At 35.6% G+C, this 18,632-nt stretch carries 18 protein-coding genes; 15 read left to right on the forward strand and 3 right to left on the reverse strand.

The genetic code is table 11. The annotated features are described in order from the left end of the window. The first annotated feature begins 1 nt into the window (after window position 1). Both V6E76_RS05645 and tagH read left to right on the forward strand, forming a co-directional pair. Window positions 2–823, forward strand: coding sequence for an ABC transporter permease (locus tag V6E76_RS05645; protein ID WP_166627289.1), 822 nt, complete (start codon window positions 2–4; stop codon window positions 821–823). 12 nt (window positions 824–835) lie between these two features. Continuing rightward, window positions 836–2,188, forward strand: coding sequence for a teichoic acids export ABC transporter ATP-binding subunit TagH (gene tagH, locus V6E76_RS05650; RefSeq protein ID WP_499797725.1), 1,353 nt, complete (start codon window positions 836–838; stop codon window positions 2,186–2,188). A gap of 31 nt (window positions 2,189–2,219) precedes the next feature. Here tagH and V6E76_RS05655 read toward each other — a convergent pair whose 3' ends face one another. After that, window positions 2,220–2,930, reverse strand: a complete 711-nt coding sequence (locus tag V6E76_RS05655; protein WP_247350611.1) for a glycerophosphodiester phosphodiesterase family protein — start codon at window positions 2,928–2,930, stop codon at window positions 2,220–2,222. 94 nt (window positions 2,931–3,024) lie between these two features. On the opposite strand from V6E76_RS05655, the gene V6E76_RS05660 reads away from it, so the two are divergent. From V6E76_RS05660 to V6E76_RS05680, 5 genes are all read left to right on the forward strand, one after another. Continuing rightward, on the forward strand, window positions 3,025–3,822 hold the full coding sequence (locus V6E76_RS05660; RefSeq protein WP_247350612.1) for a WecB/TagA/CpsF family glycosyltransferase: 798 nt from the start codon (window positions 3,025–3,027) through the stop codon (window positions 3,820–3,822). 26 nt (window positions 3,823–3,848) lie between these two features. Beyond that, entirely contained in the window at window positions 3,849–4,658 is an 810-nt protein-coding gene (locus V6E76_RS05665) for an RsiV family protein (RefSeq protein ID WP_247350614.1), read from the forward strand. A gap of 86 nt (window positions 4,659–4,744) precedes the next feature. Then, entirely contained in the window at window positions 4,745–6,532 is a 1,788-nt protein-coding gene (locus V6E76_RS05670) for an SLC13 family permease (protein WP_499797726.1), read from the forward strand. 92 nt (window positions 6,533–6,624) lie between these two features. Next, window positions 6,625–7,293 carry a hypothetical protein gene (locus V6E76_RS05675; protein WP_247350620.1) on the forward strand — a complete coding sequence of 223 codons (669 nt, stop codon included), beginning with the start codon at window positions 6,625–6,627 and terminating at the stop codon, window positions 7,291–7,293. A 122-nt stretch (window positions 7,294–7,415) separates the two neighbouring features. Further along, a complete protein-coding gene (locus tag V6E76_RS05680; RefSeq protein ID WP_247350623.1) occupies window positions 7,416–7,931 on the forward strand; it encodes a type 1 glutamine amidotransferase domain-containing protein in 516 nt (171 codons plus the stop codon). Window positions 7,932–7,969: 38 nt separating this feature from the next. Here V6E76_RS05680 and V6E76_RS05685 read toward each other — a convergent pair whose 3' ends face one another. After that, entirely contained in the window at window positions 7,970–8,680 is a 711-nt protein-coding gene (locus V6E76_RS05685) for an immunoglobulin-like domain-containing protein (protein WP_247350625.1), read from the reverse strand. Window positions 8,681–8,771: 91 nt separating this feature from the next. Here V6E76_RS05685 and V6E76_RS05690 point away from each other — a divergent pair, with 91 nt between their 5' ends. Continuing rightward, entirely contained in the window at window positions 8,772–9,731 is a 960-nt protein-coding gene (locus tag V6E76_RS05690; protein ID WP_247350631.1) for a calcium/sodium antiporter, read from the forward strand. Window positions 9,732–9,895: 164 nt separating this feature from the next. On the opposite strand, the gene folD is transcribed toward V6E76_RS05690, so the two are convergent. Further along, entirely contained in the window at window positions 9,896–10,747 is an 852-nt protein-coding gene (gene folD, locus V6E76_RS05695) for a bifunctional methylenetetrahydrofolate dehydrogenase/methenyltetrahydrofolate cyclohydrolase FolD (RefSeq protein ID WP_026867466.1), read from the reverse strand. A 172-nt stretch (window positions 10,748–10,919) separates the two neighbouring features. Between folD and purD the strand changes: the two genes are divergently transcribed. From purD to V6E76_RS05730, 7 genes are all read left to right on the forward strand, one after another. After that, window positions 10,920–12,188: a phosphoribosylamine--glycine ligase gene (gene purD, locus V6E76_RS05700; RefSeq protein WP_247350638.1), complete on the forward strand. Its 1,269-nt coding sequence runs from the start codon at window positions 10,920–10,922 to the stop codon at window positions 12,186–12,188. A gap of 319 nt (window positions 12,189–12,507) precedes the next feature. Next, window positions 12,508–13,767: a lipoteichoic acid stability factor AuxA gene (gene auxA / locus V6E76_RS05705; protein ID WP_247350648.1), complete on the forward strand. Its 1,260-nt coding sequence runs from the start codon at window positions 12,508–12,510 to the stop codon at window positions 13,765–13,767. Beyond that, entirely contained in the window at window positions 13,745–14,638 is an 894-nt protein-coding gene (locus V6E76_RS05710) for a formimidoylglutamase (protein ID WP_247350649.1), read from the forward strand. Before auxA ends, V6E76_RS05710 begins: the two co-directional genes overlap by 23 nt. 60 nt (window positions 14,639–14,698) lie before the next feature. Beyond that, window positions 14,699–15,175, forward strand: coding sequence for a YcjF family protein (locus V6E76_RS05715; RefSeq protein WP_247350654.1), 477 nt, complete (start codon window positions 14,699–14,701; stop codon window positions 15,173–15,175). A gap of 58 nt (window positions 15,176–15,233) precedes the next feature. Next, window positions 15,234–15,500 carry a phosphocarrier protein HPr gene (locus tag V6E76_RS05720; protein WP_026867471.1) on the forward strand — a complete coding sequence of 89 codons (267 nt, stop codon included), beginning with the start codon at window positions 15,234–15,236 and terminating at the stop codon, window positions 15,498–15,500. Then, window positions 15,500–17,224 carry a phosphoenolpyruvate--protein phosphotransferase gene (gene ptsP, locus V6E76_RS05725; RefSeq protein ID WP_247350675.1) on the forward strand — a complete coding sequence of 575 codons (1,725 nt, stop codon included), beginning with the start codon at window positions 15,500–15,502 and terminating at the stop codon, window positions 17,222–17,224. The genes V6E76_RS05720 and ptsP overlap by 1 nt, the downstream gene beginning before the upstream one ends. 86 nt (window positions 17,225–17,310) lie before the next feature. Next, window positions 17,311–18,609, forward strand: a complete 1,299-nt coding sequence (locus V6E76_RS05730) for an MFS transporter (protein ID WP_247350677.1) — start codon at window positions 17,311–17,313, stop codon at window positions 18,607–18,609. The last annotated feature ends 23 nt before the right edge of the window (window positions 18,610–18,632 follow it).

The following is an 18,632-nucleotide window of genomic DNA, read 5'->3' on the forward strand; positions in this document are numbered from 1 at the left end:
GATGAAATCCATGCTTAATGTACTAAAAGAACAAATCGCTCACTTCTACTTAGTGAGACGATTATCGACCTATGATGTAAAGAGTAAGAATCAAAACAACTACTTAGGCATTGTCTGGGAAGTTTTAACACCTGTAATTTCAATTATGATTTACTGGTTCGTCTTCGGCACCTTAAGACAAAGAGCGCCGATTGAAATGAACGGAATGGAAGTACCGTTCTTCTATTGGCTGTTCATTGGTTTTATTGTGTGGACATTTTTCTACCAAGCAAGTATTGAGGCATCAAAGTCGATATATACGAGACTGAAGATGCTATCAAAAATGAATTTTCCTTTAAGTGTAATACCGAATATTCCTATATTTTCTAAGTTTTATACGCATATCATTATGTTGGTATTAGCATTTATTGTATTTCAAATTGCTGGCTATTATGTGAGCTTTTACTTTGTGCAGTTGTTCTATTATATCTTTGCAACTTACGTATTAATCTATTCATTTGCATTGATTACATCGACACTATCGACGTTGATTAGAGACGTACACTTACTTTTGAATTCATTGTTACGTATGGCCCTATATCTATCAGGTGTACTTTGGCCATTATCGATGTTGTCAGATTTTCCGACTTTGATGATTATTATGAAGTTGAATCCATTGGTGTACCTAATTGAAGGTTATCGTGCATCATTCTTTGGTACAGAATGGTTCTTCATTGAAAACTGGGAATACACTATTTATTATTGGGTATTAATGTTCGTAATGCTGCTAATTGGTTCAGTACTGCATATGAAATTCAGACGTAATTTTATTGATTACTTATAATGGGGTCGTACTATGACAAAAGCTATAGTGACAAAAGATGTCGTAAAAAAATATAAATTGTATGAGAGCTCTAAAGAACGCATGTTGGACCTAATTAGTCCAAAAGAACATGGGGATAACTTTTATGCCTTGAATGGAGTATCCTTTGAAGCTGACAAAGGCGATGTCGTTGGTTTTATCGGAATCAATGGTTCTGGTAAATCTACCTTATCCAATATCATTGCTGGTATAGTGCCAGAAACGAGCGGTGATGTACAAGTCAACGGCCAACCTGCCTTAATCGCAGTTGCGGCAGGCTTAAATGATGACTTAACTGGTAGGGACAATATTGAATTAAAATGTCTGATGCTCGGTTTTTCTAAGGAAGAAATTAAGGCGCTTGAGCCAGAAATTATAGAGTTTTCAGAGTTGGAAAACTTTATAGATCAACCTGTAAAATCATATTCTAGTGGGATGAAATCTAGACTGGGTTTTGCTATAAGTGTAAAGGTTGATCCGGATATATTAATTATTGATGAGGCCTTATCCGTTGGGGATAGAGCATTTGCGGATAAAAGTTTAAAAAAAATGATGGAATTCAAAGATCAAGGAAAGACGATGATTTTTGTCAGCCATTCCATTGGTCAAATGAAGACTTTCTGTGATAAAATATTATGGCTTGAGTTTGGAAGAGTCAAAGCCTACGGCGATGTGAAGGATGTTTTACCTCTGTATGAAGCCTTCTTAAACAAGTGGCAGAACATGCAAAAGGAAGAAAAGGACTTATATCGTTCTAAAGTAATGGCGATGGATCCGAAAAATATCAAATATAAAAAAATGGGCAAGTTAATGGTTTTAGATAATGAAGAAGAATTGGAAGAATCACATACCTATTCCATTCGTCCTGTGAGTAAACTTGCACACTTAAAAGCCTATACTACTTATATTTTTGAAGCACCGAATAGTGATGAAAATAAAAGAGATGCACAAATATTAAAAAATAAAGTGTACTATGTAAAACGAGAAGCGACTTATCAGTTTGAGAACTATTACTTACTGAGCACAGAACCAAGTGGTGTGGACGGCGTTATCGGATGGATTAGAGGAATTGAAACATCCTCACACGTTCACACTGTGGTTGATTTCGACAAAAAGACATTTTATTTACTTGGTCGTGGTTTTGCGTCAACTGAGCCTTGGGGTGGTAAAAGACAATATGTCCATGAAAGTTTAGAACATCATGCGGGCTTAGAATTTAACGTTGTTGAGACGGTACTGGTCGGAAACAACACTTGGTATAGAGGGACGATTGACAAGGGTTCAGACTTAGTTTGGATCCATAGTAATAATGTTGTAACCTCGACAGAAGAACTAGATACACTTTAAAAAAGAGGTGCCCTAGGCACCTCTTCTTTTCTTAATAATAGTCTGCTGTAGAAGTAAAAAAGCCATCGACACCGAGCTCAGTTAGGCGGGTGTAGTCAGTTTCATCTATTACAGTGTATGGATATATTTTGTAACCATATTGTTTACATTCTTGAATAAATGTTTCATTGACTATATTTTTATTAGGATGAATGCTGACAGCGTTTAAGCCCGTGCTATGAACGTATTGACCTGGATTAATCATTGGATAGTGAATTAAAAAGCCGAGCTTCAAATTTGGATTAATTTCACTGATTGTCTTTAGAGCAATATGATCAAATGAAGATACGATTGTATTATCGATCTCACGGTATTCTGAGATTAAATCAGCAACTTTTTTTTCAATGCCCTGATGTCTTTTAGGAGTATTTTTAATCTCGATATTTAATAAGACATTTTGTGGTATGATTTCTAAGATTGAGGATAAGGTTGGTACTCTTAAATGACTATAATCAGTTGAAAAATACGAACCGACATCAATTTGGCTTAATGCCTCATATGTATAATTATCTACTGGTAGTGTGTAATCTTTATTATAACGCGTTAAGGTATAATCATGAATGACAACAGGTACATTATCCTTAGTCAGTTGAACATCGAGTTCGATTGCCTTAGCACCAAGTTCTAAGGCGTATAGAAAAGCATCTTTAGTGTTTTCAGGTCGACTGGACTCAGCACCTCTATGGGCAAATACTTTAATCATACAACACACTCCAAACAAATATTAATTCTAAAAATAGTGTAACATTTTAATGTATATAAATTGTAAAGATTTCTTTTGAAAAGGAGGTAACGACATGGGAGAGATAAAGAAAACAGTGACACTAATGGATATAGAATTTATTAATATTTCCAGGTATTCTTTGCTAAAGAAAATCGTCTATCCAGCAATAGAAGAAAATAAAAAATGTTTCATAGTGACTGCAAACCCAGAAGTCGTTATCGAAACAAGAGATGATCCTGATTTTAAAGCAATTGTTCAAAGTGCGGATTATGTTGTCGCTGACGGAATTGGTGTAGTGAATGCATCGAAGTTTAAAGGTACACCGTTAAAAGAACGTGTGACTGGTGTAGACATCATGTATGACTTGTTGCAATACGCGAATGACTATAAAAAACGTGTATTCTTTTTAGGGGCAAGTGAACTTGTAAACAAAGATGTCGTTAAAATTGTTGAAAGGGATTTTCCGGGTGTTGTTATCGCGGGTAGAAGGGATGGTTATTTTAACCGTTTTGATGAAGAGGTTTCAAAGTTAGTGATAGATTCAGACCCTGATATCGTTTTTGTTGCACTTGGTGCCAAACGTCAAGAAGGATGGATATACCATAATATAGAATCGTTCGATAAGGGCATTTTTATTGGTGTAGGCGGTAGCTTTGATGTTTTAAGTGGTCACATCAAAAGAGCACCAGAAATTTGGATAAAGTTTCAACTCGAATGGCTATACCGATTATTAAAAGAACCTAATCGTTTGAAACGAGATATGAAAGTGTTGGAGTTTATGTTATTACACACACCCGGTATAAAATGGATTATGAAAAAATTAGGTTTTTCTAAAACAAAATCAAGATCATCACGAGATGGCATACGTTAACTACAAATATAGTAGGAGCATATTGGATGAAAGTAAAGATAGTTTTAATGATGATTGGCATGATGGTTTTAATGCTTCAAGCTTGTAGCACTGAAGAAAACGAACCAAGAGGTAATGAAGAAGCGCTAGGAATGCTAGAAAATGGGCATTATGAAAATAAAGACAAAGATGCACCTGCTAACGATAAACAATTGACGGAATCAGAAGAAGAGGGTTTAAAAATAGTAACTGAGGCTGATGAAGACGACAATAAAATTGTGTCTGTGGAATACCCAAAGTTTGAAATAGCGTCTATTGATGAGAGCATAATTGATTTTAAGAACGAACAAATAGAAGTGTTCAATAATCTTACCAGTGCTGATGATGCTGATGAAGAATTTAATGCAAGTTTAAACATTCAAGTTACACCGACTCAGTTAAATGAGGATGTGTTTGCCTTGAGATTTAATATAAACAGTCAGTTGAATCAAACCAACGATATTAACCGTGTAGCCTTTATGTTCGTCGATGTCGAAGAAGCGTCGACCTTAATTGAAGATCGTTTGTTCGATCAATCTTCAGAAAAAAGAGATTACCTATTTGAAGTGTTGAACCGAAACTTAGCTGAAATGGAAATGTACAGTGCGTATATCGACCGAGACAAGTTATCTGACTGGGTACACAATGAGGCCAAGACCTTTAGTAATGTAGACATAACGAAGGAAAGTGTTATTTTTAATTTTGACCAAGAAGAAATCGCAAGTCCGGCTGCTGGTGAGCCTCGTCTCGAATTACCACTTGAAGAAGTGACTCCAGCTATGTCAGATGAGCTAGTGAATTTTATATCTGAAAATTAAAGAGCAGTTTATATGCTCTTTTTTTATATAGAGATATCTATAAATATGATAAGATACCTTTAAGATTTAGAAAATATTGATAGGGGGTGACGACTTTGACTGGAGAGATGATTTTTGTTGCTATCATCATCGTATTGATGTTGCTTGGTTTGTTATTTGAAGTGATGAGAGCGGATTTTTTGATATTTCTCACCTTGGTTGTATTTCTATTAAGTGGAGTCATTTCCAATACAGAGGCGCTTAGCGGCTTTGCAAACGAAGGGATGCTCACTATACTTCTATTATTTATAGTTGCTGGTGCAATCCAGAAGCACGGCATTATAGAACTTGTAGTATATCGTCTTTTAGGGAAAGGTAAAAATATCAAAGCAAGTATGTTAAAAGTATTATTACCTTTAGGTCTATCGTCTGGTTTTTTAAACAACACTCCAATTGTCGTTGCCTTAACCCCAATCTTGAAAAACTGGGCTATAGATAATAATTACAGCCCTTCAAAATTTTTAATGCCCTTATCTTATATGACAATTCTCGGTGGGACCATTACCATGATTGGTACATCGACGAATCTAGTTGTACATGGCTTATTACTAAGTGCAGGTCTTGAGGGTTTTAGTTTCTTTACACTCTCAGTTGTCGGAATACCCATTACTATAGTGGGGCTAATTTTCTTATTAACCATTGGTTACCGTTTATTACCTGAACACTTAGGAGCCAAACAGCAAATTAGCCAAGAAACAAAAGAATTTTTAGCTGAAGCGGTTATAGAAGATGAATTTGAACTTGCAGGGAACACGGTGACAGAGTTAGGAAAAGAAGTATTTGATGGCATTTATATAATCGAAATTTTAAGAAATAACAAAAGGGTTTTTCCTATTAATGGTATGACAGTTGTTGAAGAAGGGGACCATATTATTTTTTCTGGTTCCTTAAATACCATCGCAAAAATTCAAAAGGAAAAAGGAGTCAGTGTAAAAACGGGTACAGAACTTACTTTAGAAGATCTTAAAAATGATGATAATGTGTTAGTTGAAACAGTCGTTTCTCATAATTCATCACTTTTAAATAGAACAATTAAGCAAGTGAATTTTAAAAATAGGTACAATGCTGGAGTTATTGCTATACATAGAAATAATCAGCGCATCAAAAGTCGTGTTGGCGATATCGTATTAAAGACAGGTGACACCTTACTACTTATTGCAGATCAAACCTTTATAGATAGAAACAAACATTCGTCAGATTTTTATGTTATTACGCCTGTGCAACCGCCTGAGAAACTAAAACAAGATATGACTAAAGGCTGGATTGGCCTGGTTGCCCTCTTGCTGATGATTTTAGTTGTCACTATGGGCTGGTTATCAATGCTAGAAGCAATGTTAGTACTTGTTGTCTTATTGGTTGGGTTTAGATTTATTAACCCGACAGAGATAACAAGTTTCATTCAGTTTGATGTCATTCTACTCATTGCCAGCGCCTTTGGTGTTGGTGCAGCGATGACTGAGTCGGGTCTTGCACAATATGTTGCAAGTGGTTTAACGTACTTGTCTACGCCTTTTGGTGTTCTTGGCGTTATCTTTATTATATATTTTGTTACGAATACTTTTACAGAAGTAATTACAAATAGTGCAGCATCAGTGTTAATGTTTCCAATTGCTATAGAGATGGCAAATGCGATTAACGTCGATTATATGGGCTTAGTTGTTACAATTGCCATCGCAGCATCTGCAAGTTTCATGACACCGATTGGTTACCAAACCAACCTAATAGTATACGGGCCAGGTGGTTACAAATTTAGTGATTATCTAAAAGTCGGTACACCATTGTCGTTAATTGTTATGGTAGTTGCTTGTTTTATCATTTATTTTGTATGGTATTAATAGACTTTTAATGAGATGTTTCAATTAAATTACAGCTATGTTACAATACGAAAGAGAATCAACCAAAACTTTAATTTGTGAGGTCCTTTCTTTTGAAACAAATACTTCTAACAGTATTTGTCATACTTCTAACAGGGTGCAGTACAACAGACAAATTATCAAGAACTGAAAATTTGCCACTTGTCACTAAGTCGCACACCACGATTAATCATCTCGTTATTGATTCAGTGGGAGAAGATGCAAATACAGACATAGTTGATCGTGAAGATGTCTTTACCGTCGATGGATTGTCAGATATCGAATTAGAAAATATTCAGATGCCATCTTTGAAGTATGTCAGCGCGCAACTTTATGAGACAGGTGCGAGTATATCATCGATTTGGAATGAAAATTTTATTCCGATGTATACTGAATATAACTACAATTTATTAGAAATTGATGAAGCTGCCGAAATGATAACAGATTTAAACGAACGTTATAGTGAATTAGAAACCGAGATTTCAAAAATATCAATTCCTACAGAACTCGCTGATAAGGAAAGAGAACACCTATCGAAGATGAAAGAAGATCTCTTGCTCGCAATATCGAATCGAACACTTGCTATCTTAGAATTTAAATCAATGATTGCCAACAAAAAAGAAGCGCATAAGGCATTCATGGATGTTCATATTTCAAATAGTGACAGATACATAAAGCATGTCGAAGAAGTTAATAATGAGTTACAAAGTAGTGATGATTCACTTGTCACTTCTAGTGAATAGAGTAAATACCCTAAAAGTCTATCTTAAACTTTTAGGGTATTTTGATACTTATAAAGATGTTTAAAAATATTGTCTACGGGAATATTATATAATGCAAGAAATCATAATGGAGGAATGTTACAATGACTAAAAATATTGCTGTAATTATGACAGACTTAGTAGAAGATATTGAATATACTAGCCCTAAAGAAACAATGGAACAGGAAGGACATAAGGTTGATCTTATCTCTCCAGAGGGTGAAACAGTCGAAGGTAAAAAGGGTGGTCAATTTGAATCAGATCACGCTATTGGAGACGTATCAGCGAGTGATTATGATGCGCTTCTTATCCCAGGCGGATTCTCACCTGATAGTTTAAGAGGGGACAAAGAAGACCGTTTTGGTAAATTTGCAACACATTTCTTAGAAAATGACAAACCCGTATTTGCGATTTGCCATGGTCCACAATTATTAGTAGATACGAATCTATTAAAAGATAGACATGTAACAAGCGTGAAAAATGTAAAAAACGATTTAATTAATGCTGGTGCAAACTGGGACGATAAGGCACTTGAGGTTTGCGGTAATTTAGTAACAAGCCGTACACCTGCTGACTTAGATGAATTCAATGGTGAAATCAAACGTCAATTAGCCCAGTAAGTAAGAAGACTGCAGATGATCTGCAGTCTTTTTCTATGTTATTGAACTGTAACTGTACGTCCGACAGCATTTGGATTGCCAAAGATGTCAAAAACAGCATAGGCAATTGTATATTCACCCGGTGTTTGTGTGTCAACTTCGCCTGATATATAGAGCTGATCGCTAATATCAGTACCATCGACATCAGTGACTCTAACACCACTTTTAGCATCAAATTCTTCGCCTGCTGTAATCGTAAGGTCATCTACACCTTCAAATAGGACTTCAGCATTACTGCTTTCATTGGAATTTTCATTGTCTGATTCACTTGAACCATCACTTGGTGGTACTTGTGGTAAACTATCAGATGGAGCATCGGAAACTGTAATCACACGAACATAGGTGTAATAACCACCATTTGAGTTTTCTACTCTGTAAGATACGTTATACGTACCATTTTGTGAGGTGTTTACATTGTTTTCAGTAACCTCAATTTCCTCAGTCAGGTTACCGTCTGTATTATCGACAGCGTAGACACCTTGTAAAGGATCAAAATCATCACCGTTTTGTACATTAACATTTTCAACATTTTTTATAGCAGGTAAATTACCTGTATGATTATTTATTTCTTCTTCCATGGTCGGCCCAGTATAATCTTCAGGCGTTTCTTCGGATGTATTTTGTTCAGTATCTTGATCTAGGTATGTATTTACTGCTGGAGCAAGTGGTAAAATACCGATCATGAATTTTATAAGACTTTCAGAGTTCATATATTATACCTCCAGAGCTGGTAATAGAATTGTTTTAATTTTATCATAATGATATAGGGACGACCAAGAATAACAAAAAGGAGTTAAATATATGGAATGGATTTTATTAGTTATTGGCTTTTTACTATTAATAAAAGGGGCTGACTTTTTTGTCGATGGCGCCTCTTCTATAGCAGAAAAGCTACATATCTCACCTATGGTAGTTGGTTTAACTATTGTTGCATTTGGTACTAGTGCACCTGAGGCTGTAGTTAGTATCATTGCAGCATTAGAAGGAAATGGAGATATGGTATTAGGAAATATAATTGGAAGTAACATCATCAATATCACACTTTTACTCGGCATCACTGCCTTGGTGTCTACTTTAATTATTGATAGACAGACAAGTACAAGAGAGTTACCTTACTCTTTAATCGCAGCAGGTCTATTATTGATTCTGATGTCGGATGCCATTTTATTTTCTAGTGCCACAAACATTGTCGGTAGAGCAGATGGTATTATTCTACTCGTTGGTATTATACTATTTATTTTTTATATTCTTATTAAGACAAAACGCTCCAAACATTTAAAAGAAGAACGTAGTGCGGATGATAGTCAGAATATGTCTTGGTTAAAAAGCATCGTCTTATTTGTTATTGGTTTAATAGGAATTGTGCTTGGTGGGGAAATGGTTGTATCTAATGCTTCATCTATCGCAATCAGTTTAGGTATGAGTCAAGCTCTCGTTGGTTTAACTATAGTAGCAATTGGTACTTCACTTCCAGAGCTTGTGACATCGATTACTGCAGCACTAAAGGGCGAGGCATCTATGGCAATAGGTAACATTGTCGGAAGTAATATCTTCAATATATTCTTCGTTACTGGACTTACAGCAACGATTGAACCACTAAATGTTAGTGGTGACTTTATCATCGATGGATGGATACTAATAGCAGCAACAGTCTTACTCCTAGTTTTAGCTTTGTGGAGAAAGAAACTTACAAAGATAGAGGGCATAATTTTACTAGTATTCTACTTAGTATATCTCACTTACATTATCTTAAGAGGTTAGTGAATTAAGGAGCTGACTTTGATGCAAAGAGAAATTGCAGAGAAATTTTCAACAGGTAGATTTAAAGAGATTAAATCTTAAAAAGTTAGCATTTATATGAGTTGTTTTAATATAATAACGCCCGAGTGTTAGGCATCTGCCTAACACTCGGGCGATTTATTATATTATTCAAATCCGTTGTGCCATTTAGCTGCAAGGAGTGTGTTATTTAATACCATCGTAATTGTTAATGGGCCCACACCACCTGGAACTGGAGTAATGTAACTTGCAACTTCTTTTGCACTTTCAAAGTCAACATCACCAACAAGCTTATCATCAACGACTGTGTTACCAACGTCGATGACAATCGCTCCTTCTTTAAGGTCTTTACCTGAAATTAATCCTGGTTTACCTACGGCACTTACGACAACGTCGAAGTTTTTAAGTTGTGCGACCATATCTTTGGTACGTGAGTGCATTAAAGTAACCGTTGCGTTTTCATTTGTAAGTAATTTAGCAACTGGTTGTCCAACAATGTGTGAACGACCGACTACTGCTACAGTCTTACCTTCTAATGATCCTGTGTGTTTTAATAATTCCATGATACCAAGTGGCGTACATGGTACGAATGTACGTTGACCAGTATATAGTCTACCAATATTAACAGGACTAAACCCGTCAACATCTTTATGTGGTGCAATTGCTTCAAGTACTTTGTTTTCATCAACCTGTTCAGGTAGGGGTACTTGGACTAAGATACCACTCACACTGTCATCGTTATTTAACTCATCAATTTTTTGTAGTACTTCATCCTCAGAAGTTTCTTCTGGTAGATGTACAATTGCGGATTCCATACCAATTTTTTCAGCCGCTTTATTTTTAGAACGGACATAACTTAATGAAGCACCGTCATTTCCTACGATGACTACCGTAAGATTAGGCACAACACCTTGTGTTTTTAATTTTTCTACTTCTTCTTGCAATCCGGCACGATAATCTTTAGCGATTTCACGTCCGTTTAGTAATTCTGCAGTCATTCTTAAACCCTCCTAAAAAGTTTCTCTATCTTATTATCTCTAAAGTCATAAGAAAAAGCTATGAAAATACTAATTGTTTTATGACAAGAAATTAGTAGAGTGCAAAGATTTAAGATATACTGATGTAAAGTTCATATTAAGAGTCTGTAACAGAATTGAAAGGGGAATCACTATGAACGTTGCAGTAATTGGCAAGGGCGGGAGAGAACACGCCATTGTCAAAATGTTGAGTAAATCCGACAGTGTCGATCAAATTTTTGCGATTCCAGGTAATGCTGGCATGAGAGAAATTTGTGAAGTCATGTACAGAGTATCTGAAGATGACTTTGATGCGATTGCCGGTATTTGCATAGAAAAACAAGTGGATTGGGTCATCATAGGGGATGCTAAACCATTATCATTAGGACTTGCTGATTTTTTAATTGATGAATATGGTTTGACAGTGTTTGGTCCGAGAAAGTCAGAAGCTAGAATGGAAACAAGTAAAAGCTTCACTAAAAACTTGTTAAAAAAATACAATATACCGACTGCGGATTATGAAATATTTACAAGTTATGAAACAGCAAAAGCTCATATAGAATCGAGAGAAACGCCGTTTGTAATAAAAAAGGATGGTCTATCTGAAGGTAAGGGTGTCATGATTGTTAAGGACACTCAAGATGGTTTAGAAGCGTTAGAAATGTTGACTTCTGAAGCTAGCGAGCAATTCGAACCACTTATTATTGAGGAGTATTTAGAAGGTGAAGAATTCTCATTGATGGTATTTGTAAATGAAGACTTTTCACATGCCTTTGAAATTATTGCCCAAGACCATAAAAAAGCTTTCGGTAAGGATAAAGGGCCGAATACTGGAGGTATGGGCGCCTATGCACCAGTCACACATATTAGTGAAACGGTAAGAGAAGAAACTGTCAAAACGATAATCGAACCAACAGTTGATGCTATGGTAAAAGAGGGATTAAGCTATTTCGGAGTATTATATCTGGGTGCCATGATTACCGATGATGGCGTTAAGGTTTTAGAATATAATGCAAGATTTGGAGATCCTGAGGCACAAGTGCTTCTTAATATGATCGAGAGTGATTTTGCATCACTACTTGAGGACTTAAAGGCTAAACGGCCCTTTACAATAAAATGGAAGTCTGGATACACTGTTGGGGTCATGCTTGCAACTGAAGGTTATCCATACGAGTATAAGGAAGGCTTAGCCATTCAGTTTGACGATAGCATTATGGAACGAAGCTATGTTAGTGGTATTGCCCAAACAGAAGAGGGTGACTATATTTCAAAAGGTGGGCGTATCATGCTTGTTACTGGAACAGGGGATACGATTGAAGGTGCTTTCAAGTCTGCCTATGACAGTATTAAAGAAATAAAATTTAATGAGGGTGAGGTCTTTTATCGTACCGATATTGCACATCGTGCATTATTATCAAATTAGGACCTGGTTTTAAGGCATGTTTTCTAGTTAAAGGGAACATGCTTTTTTTCGTGTTAAAAAAAGCACCCCTATAAATTATAGGAATGCTAGGTAAATTCAGTTTCTTTTTACATGAGTATAGAGTACAAAAATGGTATAATGACACATTGTAATCATTATAGCTCATATTTTCTTGCAAAACTTTTTGGATATGTAGATATCAATTATATTATTTTCTGTTAATTAATATATATCCAGTTTTATAGCTTTTAAACACTAATATTGCATTAAATGAAATTTATGTTGATATTTTATATACTGTAAGTCTAGAGGTGACCACATGATAAGTAAATTAAGAAATAGTAGTGAAGTATTAATCAGCTATGTATTAGGTGTATTTTTTATAGTTTTAGGTATTTTTATTTTGTTTAACACTGGAGCACTACGCGGTGAGGAGCAAGAAGTCAATGAGAATAGCATTGAGACAGTCTTCGATTTAATCAATGCCTTCTTCCTCGAAGTGTTAAACATGCTTTCAACAATGATTGGAGGCTTTCCAATCATCGGAGGAATATTAATTATTGGCTTTGGTATTTTTATGTTTAAGGTCGCTTCCTGGATAAGATCAACGACAAAATACGATGTTGTACTGACATTTTTCTACTTAGGATTATCTCTAGGATTATTTATCATTACAACTATATTGATGACAGAAGTATATGGCTCATGGGCCTTTCTATTCTTATTTGCTTTTATTATTCATTTATTATTTAGTATTTTTAATGAGTACTTAAATCCAGCACACCGTAAGGAACATTACATGATTATCTTGTTCTTCTATGGTATTGCATATTTCTTTACACAAAACTCAGTGTATTCAAATATAGAATCGACTATCACGCCAACCGATGTCTTATCTATAAATGTATTCTTCGCCTTAGTTTGGGTGTCATCTTATATGGCCTTATGGGTCGGAGTGTTTTTATTGAAGTCCACGAATATATTAAAAAAACCTGGTATAGAAAAAGAAGACCAGCTATCACGCTTAAATAAAAATCGTAAATCGCTTAACACGTCTAAAGTCGATAAGTACTTAGGCTTCTCTCGGGAATTATATGATTTTAGAAATCGACTACTCGATAAATTGAAACAATTCTTTGAAACAGATCTACCTTCATGGTTTAAGGTGTCTTACTTAGAATTGCTTCTTGGTTTCGTGTCCTTATTCTTTATTTTCTTAGAGTTCAACAATCGTAACGGTGTTTTTGTTGAAGGGTATTTCAAACTAAGTGATATGCAGACAATTTACGAATGGGTAAATCTCTTAATCTCACTTGTTTTGATTGTGCTATATATCTACTTTACGGTCATGGTTATACTGAGAAATTCTCACTACCATAGACAGATGATCACCATCTTCATACTTTGGTTAAATGTGACAGTCAGTCTCTACATTACACTCTTTAAAGACGTAGAACTTTCACTCTTTATTTTACCGTTCAATGTATTCTTAGTATTGATTCTGACACCGTTGTTGATAATTAGTATTTTCAAAGAATTTCAGGGAGGTCGAAGTGATGCACGAGATAAGGAAGCATAAATACTCAGGTCGTATAGACACGAAAGACTTAAATGAGCGTATTCACCAACAAATTCAGGATTTTAATGGTCAAACTAAGGCGCCCGTCATTATTGGTTTTAGTTCTGAAGAAGGTATAAAAAGAAACAAAGGGCGCCTGGGTGCAAAAGAAGCACCGTTTAAAGTGAGAGAAAAATTATCATCATATGCTTATAACGATACACTCTATGATGCAGGTACAATTATCGGGGATGAAGATTTAGAAGCCTCTCAAAAATCTCTTGCTGAGAAATTAGCTGAGATATACGAGGTGAGTAGTATTCCTATTATCATTGGTGGTGGACATGAAACCTTGTACGGACACTATCTCGGTATAAGGCAGACATTTGATGGGAAACTTGCCATCTTAAATTTCGATGCCCATTTTGATTTACGAGATGAAAGACCATCGTCTGGGACTATGTTTCATCAAATACTAACTGCTGATAAAGATGTGGATTATTATGTATTAGGGCTTCAGAAACAAGGAAACACAAAAACTTTATATGATGCTGCTGACCGCTTTAATGTTAACTACTATTCTATTGATGAGGTCAGAGAAACGGCGGCAGCTGATACTGTATTTAAACAACTTCGAGATTACGATGCAGTGATCATGACCTTATGTATGGATTCAGTAGAAGCGGCAACTGCACCAGGTGTAAGTGCAATAACGCCAAATGGTTATACAGCGCTTGAAATTCATAATTTAATAGCAAAATTTTCAAGATTAGACAACTTGAAAAGCTTTGATATATCTGAGGTTTCTCCACCACTAGATGAAAATGATCGAACGAGTGCACTCGCGGCAAGTATTATTTATAAATTTTTGTCTGTGAATCCGTTCAATTAAGTTCAAACTTTTATAAATTGGGTATAGTACTTAATAGAACTTTTAAAGGAGAAGATAAGTATGTCTACGATGTTAACTAAAGAAGAAATAAATAATCGTGCAGAAGAAGCAAGAGAATTAGTTAGATCTAAGGCTAGATATTCTGCACTTGCTGCTGCTTTACCGATACCATTACTTGATGTGGGTACGGACATGAAGATGATGAATGAAATCAATGATAATATTGAAGAAATTTTTGGTATAGAACATGAAGATATCACAAAATATACAGACGATATGAAGACACGTGCAGCTGTTATGGCTTCGAGTGTAGTCGGTGAATTTGTCGCAAGGAAATCCATCGGTTTTGCTGTGAATAAAATCAGCAAGAAACAACGAAAATCCAACGGCCAGTTTGGTATCATTCCAATTGCTACACAAGGAACGACTGCTTTAATTTCTTATTTCCTAATGAAAAAACTCGGTGATGATCACATTGAGAAATGCGTTTCGTATTTAAATGCACAAATTGTTGATGGTTCAATGCAAGAATCTTAAAAATATTGTAAAATGAATGTAATCAACAGATAAAATATCACCTAAAGGAGAAAAGTCAATGGAGAGCAGGTCTTTTTTAATTATAGATGAAACAGGTATTCATGCACGTCCAGCTACAATCCTAGTACAGACAGCTACTAAATTTGAGTCGGACATCGAACTAGAATACAACAGTAAGAAAGTTAATTTAAAATCAATTATGGGTGTCATGTCATTAGGAGTAGGTAAAGGTGCAGAAGTGACTATCTACACTGATGGCAAAGATGAAGAAGAAGCAATCGAAGCAATTTCAGAAACTTTATCAAGTGAAGGACTGACTGAATAATGCCCGAAATTATTACAGGGAATCAATTGAGTGAAGGAATCGGCTTTGGAAGCATAATTATTTCAAATGAAGTTGATGTAGAAATTACTAGAGAGATAATCGCAAGTAATCAGATTGAAACTGAAATAAAAGCATACAAAGATAGTGTTCAAAAAGCTCATGTCCAGCTAAGAAAGTTGAGAGAGAATGTAGGAGAAAATCTCGACGAAGATAGTGCTGCCATTTTTGATGCGCACATTATGATGCTGGATGATCCAGGATTCAATGAACAAATAATCGAACATATCAAAGCACAGAATAATGCTGAAAGTGCAATTGAGTCAGCAGGAAAAGTATATGTCGAGAAATTTGAAACACTTGAATCAGAATATATGCGTGCTAGGGCACTTGATGTTAAAGATATTTGTCTAAGACTAATTAATAACATTCGTGGTGTTGAAGTAACTGATTTGACGCATATGACAGAACCTGTAGTAATCATCGCTGAAGAGCTAACACCTTCAGCTTCCGCTCAACTAGATAGCAAATATGTAAATGGTATCGTAACTGCAAAAGGCGGTATGACGAGTCATGCAGCAATTATTGCTAGAAGTCTAAATATCCCGCTCGTTTCAGGGATTGAAGATATAGTAGAGAAGGTCAATGAAGGTGACGACATTATTGTAGACGGCTTCAGTGGAGATGTTGTTATCTCTCCGACAGAAGTTGAGTTCGCTGCCTACAGTGAAAAGCAAAAAGCTGAAGAGAAGAAGAATGAAGAATTACAAAAATTAATTGGTAAAGAAACAGCAACATTAGATGGTATTAAAGTGAATCTGTTTGCCAATATTAAGGGACCGGAGGATGTCGTTGATGTAAAAAACAACGATGCTGAAGGTGTCGGTCTTTATCGTACAGAATTCTTGTATATGAACCGTATGAACCTACCCACTGAAGAAGAACAATACACTGCTTATAAGACGGTTTTAGAAGCTGCGGAAGATAAGCCAGTTATCATAAGAACACTAGACATCGGTGGAGACAAGGAGCTAGCCTACTTAAATCTACCCAAAGAAGCAAATCCATTTTTAGGTGAGCGTTCTATTCGCTTCCTGTTAAAAAATGAAGATATTTTTAGAACACAGCTACGTGCTTTAGTGCGCGCCAGTGTTCATGGTGATTTAAAAGTTATGTTTCCTATGATTACAACTTTAGACGAATTTAATCGTGCAAAGGCCTTGCTGATTGAAGAGAAAGAACGATTTGAGAAGGAAACAGGTGAAACACTAGAGTCAATATCTACTGGGATCATGGTCGAAACACCTTCTGCTGCTATGATAAGTGACCAACTTGCAAAATATGTTGATTTCTTTAGCATTGGATCCAATGATTTGATTCAATACACAATGGCAGCCGATCGACTCAATCATCAAGTGAGTGATTTGTATCAACCCTATCACCCAAGTGTTTTAGGCTTAATTAAAAAAGTAATTGATAGTGGCCAGAAGTATGACAAATGGGTTGGTCTTTGTGGTGAAATGGCATCAGACTATAAGTCCATAGCATTATTAATTGGGTTCGGTATTGATGAATTATCCGTTCCTTCAAAAAAAATATTATCGATTCGTGAGTATATTTCAGGTATTAAAAAGACCGACATGGAGCATTTAGCAGAACGTGTATTACACGTAGATAGTGGTGAAGATGTACTTTATTTAATCGAAGAATATACAAACTTAACTTAAAATTAAATATTGTATTGTAAACTGGACATGCAGAGGAGACTGCATGTCTTTTTTAAAACATAAAAATTTATACAACGAGGTGCGATATGCAAGAACGAAATAGAAAACCAATCGCTTTATTTCTTTCAATGCCAATATTGGCATGGGCACTTTATGACTTTGCCAATACTATTTTTTCAGCGAATATCGTGACGCTTTTCTTCCCGCAATACATTACAGAAATCGTTGGGACTAATGCACGATTAGAACAGATATCTTCTACGGTTATTGCTTATGCAAATGCAGCATCTGCAATTCTCTTAATCATCTTCTCGCCACTTTTTGGTGTACTAATGGACCGAACAAACAGAAGACAAAAATATGTTGTTTTATTTACTATTCTTACAGTAGTCGCTTCGATTCTGATGGGGCTCTTTGGTGGTATGAATAGTGGCACAATATTTGGCATACCAAATGGCCTATTCTTAACCATCTTATTCTTTGTTTTTGCTAAGTTTACATATGGGTCAGGTAATGTATTTTACGATGGTATGTTGTCATCCTTAGGGAGTAAAAAAGAAGTACCATTAATTTCTGGTTTTGGTGTTGCCCTAGGTTATCTAGGAACACTTGTAGGTATTTTCTCCGTCTTAATCATCGTTGGTGATGCACCGATTCATAATGCATTTTGGCTAAGCGGAATCTTATTCTTGCTGTTCTCACTGCCATTGTTCTTTGTGAATAAGGACCGTGTTAAAAAGCAACCTAAAACAAAAGCGTCGTTTTTAACAGGTTATAAAGAAATCTATCAATCATTTAAAGAAGCAAAAAAACATCCATCTATTTTCTTTTTCATGATTGCTTACTTCTTTATAAATGATGCATTGGCTACAGCAATTGCTATGATGCAGCCTTATGCAACGACTGTTGTCGGTTTTGAATCATCAGCTTTCTTAGTTGTATTCATGGTTGCGACGCTATTTTCTATTATCGGCGCCTTAGTATTCGGCTTTATAAATCAAAAGTACGGCTCAAAACCAACCTTTAGTATTATTAGTATAATTTTAGCGACAGCCATTTTAATTGCAGCGTTGCCTTTGCCGATGTGGACTTTTTGGATCGCTGCCAGCATGTTTGGTATCGCCATGGGTTCTGTCTGGGTTGTTTCTAGAACGGTTATTATAGAATTAGCGCCAAATGGACATGAAGGTCAATTCTTTGGACTTTTCGCTTTTAGTGCCAAGATGAGTGCTATCGTTGGACCATTTATTTACGGTAGTATCACTTTAGTACTAAGTGATTTCGGGACCATTGCATCAAGAATTGCAATAACGAGTCTATTACTCATGGTACTAATTGGACTTTATTTCCATAGTAAAGTAAAATTACCCACTCCTAAAATATAGCTGAAGTTAAATGTTAATAATTT

Origin of the sequence: Jeotgalicoccus huakuii (genome assembly GCF_036665975.1) — a bacterium.
In the GTDB taxonomy this organism is placed as follows: Bacteria; Bacillota; Bacilli; order Staphylococcales; family Salinicoccaceae; genus Jeotgalicoccus; species Jeotgalicoccus marinus.

Coding starts and splice junctions, on each gene's coding strand:
- V6E76_RS05645 (WP_166627289.1), top strand. CDS start 2: ATGAAATCCATGCTTAATGTACTAAAAGAACAAATCGCTCACTTCTAC.
- tagH (WP_499797725.1), top strand. CDS start 836: ATGACAAAAGCTATAGTGACAAAAGATGTCGTAAAAAAATATAAATTG.
- V6E76_RS05655 (WP_247350611.1), bottom strand. CDS start 2,930: ATGATTAAAGTATTTGCCCATAGAGGTGCTGAGTCCAGTCGACCTGAA.
- V6E76_RS05660 (WP_247350612.1), top strand. CDS start 3,025: ATGGGAGAGATAAAGAAAACAGTGACACTAATGGATATAGAATTTATT.
- V6E76_RS05665 (WP_247350614.1), top strand. CDS start 3,849: ATGAAAGTAAAGATAGTTTTAATGATGATTGGCATGATGGTTTTAATG.
- V6E76_RS05680 (WP_247350623.1), top strand. CDS start 7,416: ATGACTAAAAATATTGCTGTAATTATGACAGACTTAGTAGAAGATATT.
- V6E76_RS05685 (WP_247350625.1), bottom strand. CDS start 8,680: ATGAACTCTGAAAGTCTTATAAAATTCATGATCGGTATTTTACCACTT.
- V6E76_RS05690 (WP_247350631.1), top strand. CDS start 8,772: ATGGAATGGATTTTATTAGTTATTGGCTTTTTACTATTAATAAAAGGG.
- folD (WP_026867466.1), bottom strand. CDS start 10,747: ATGACTGCAGAATTACTAAACGGACGTGAAATCGCTAAAGATTATCGT.
- purD (WP_247350638.1), top strand. CDS start 10,920: ATGAACGTTGCAGTAATTGGCAAGGGCGGGAGAGAACACGCCATTGTC.
- auxA (WP_247350648.1), top strand. CDS start 12,508: ATGATAAGTAAATTAAGAAATAGTAGTGAAGTATTAATCAGCTATGTA.
- V6E76_RS05710 (WP_247350649.1), top strand. CDS start 13,745: ATGCACGAGATAAGGAAGCATAAATACTCAGGTCGTATAGACACGAAA.
- V6E76_RS05715 (WP_247350654.1), top strand. CDS start 14,699: ATGTCTACGATGTTAACTAAAGAAGAAATAAATAATCGTGCAGAAGAA.
- V6E76_RS05720 (WP_026867471.1), top strand. CDS start 15,234: ATGGAGAGCAGGTCTTTTTTAATTATAGATGAAACAGGTATTCATGCA.
- ptsP (WP_247350675.1), top strand. CDS start 15,500: ATGCCCGAAATTATTACAGGGAATCAATTGAGTGAAGGAATCGGCTTT.
- V6E76_RS05730 (WP_247350677.1), top strand. CDS start 17,311: ATGCAAGAACGAAATAGAAAACCAATCGCTTTATTTCTTTCAATGCCA.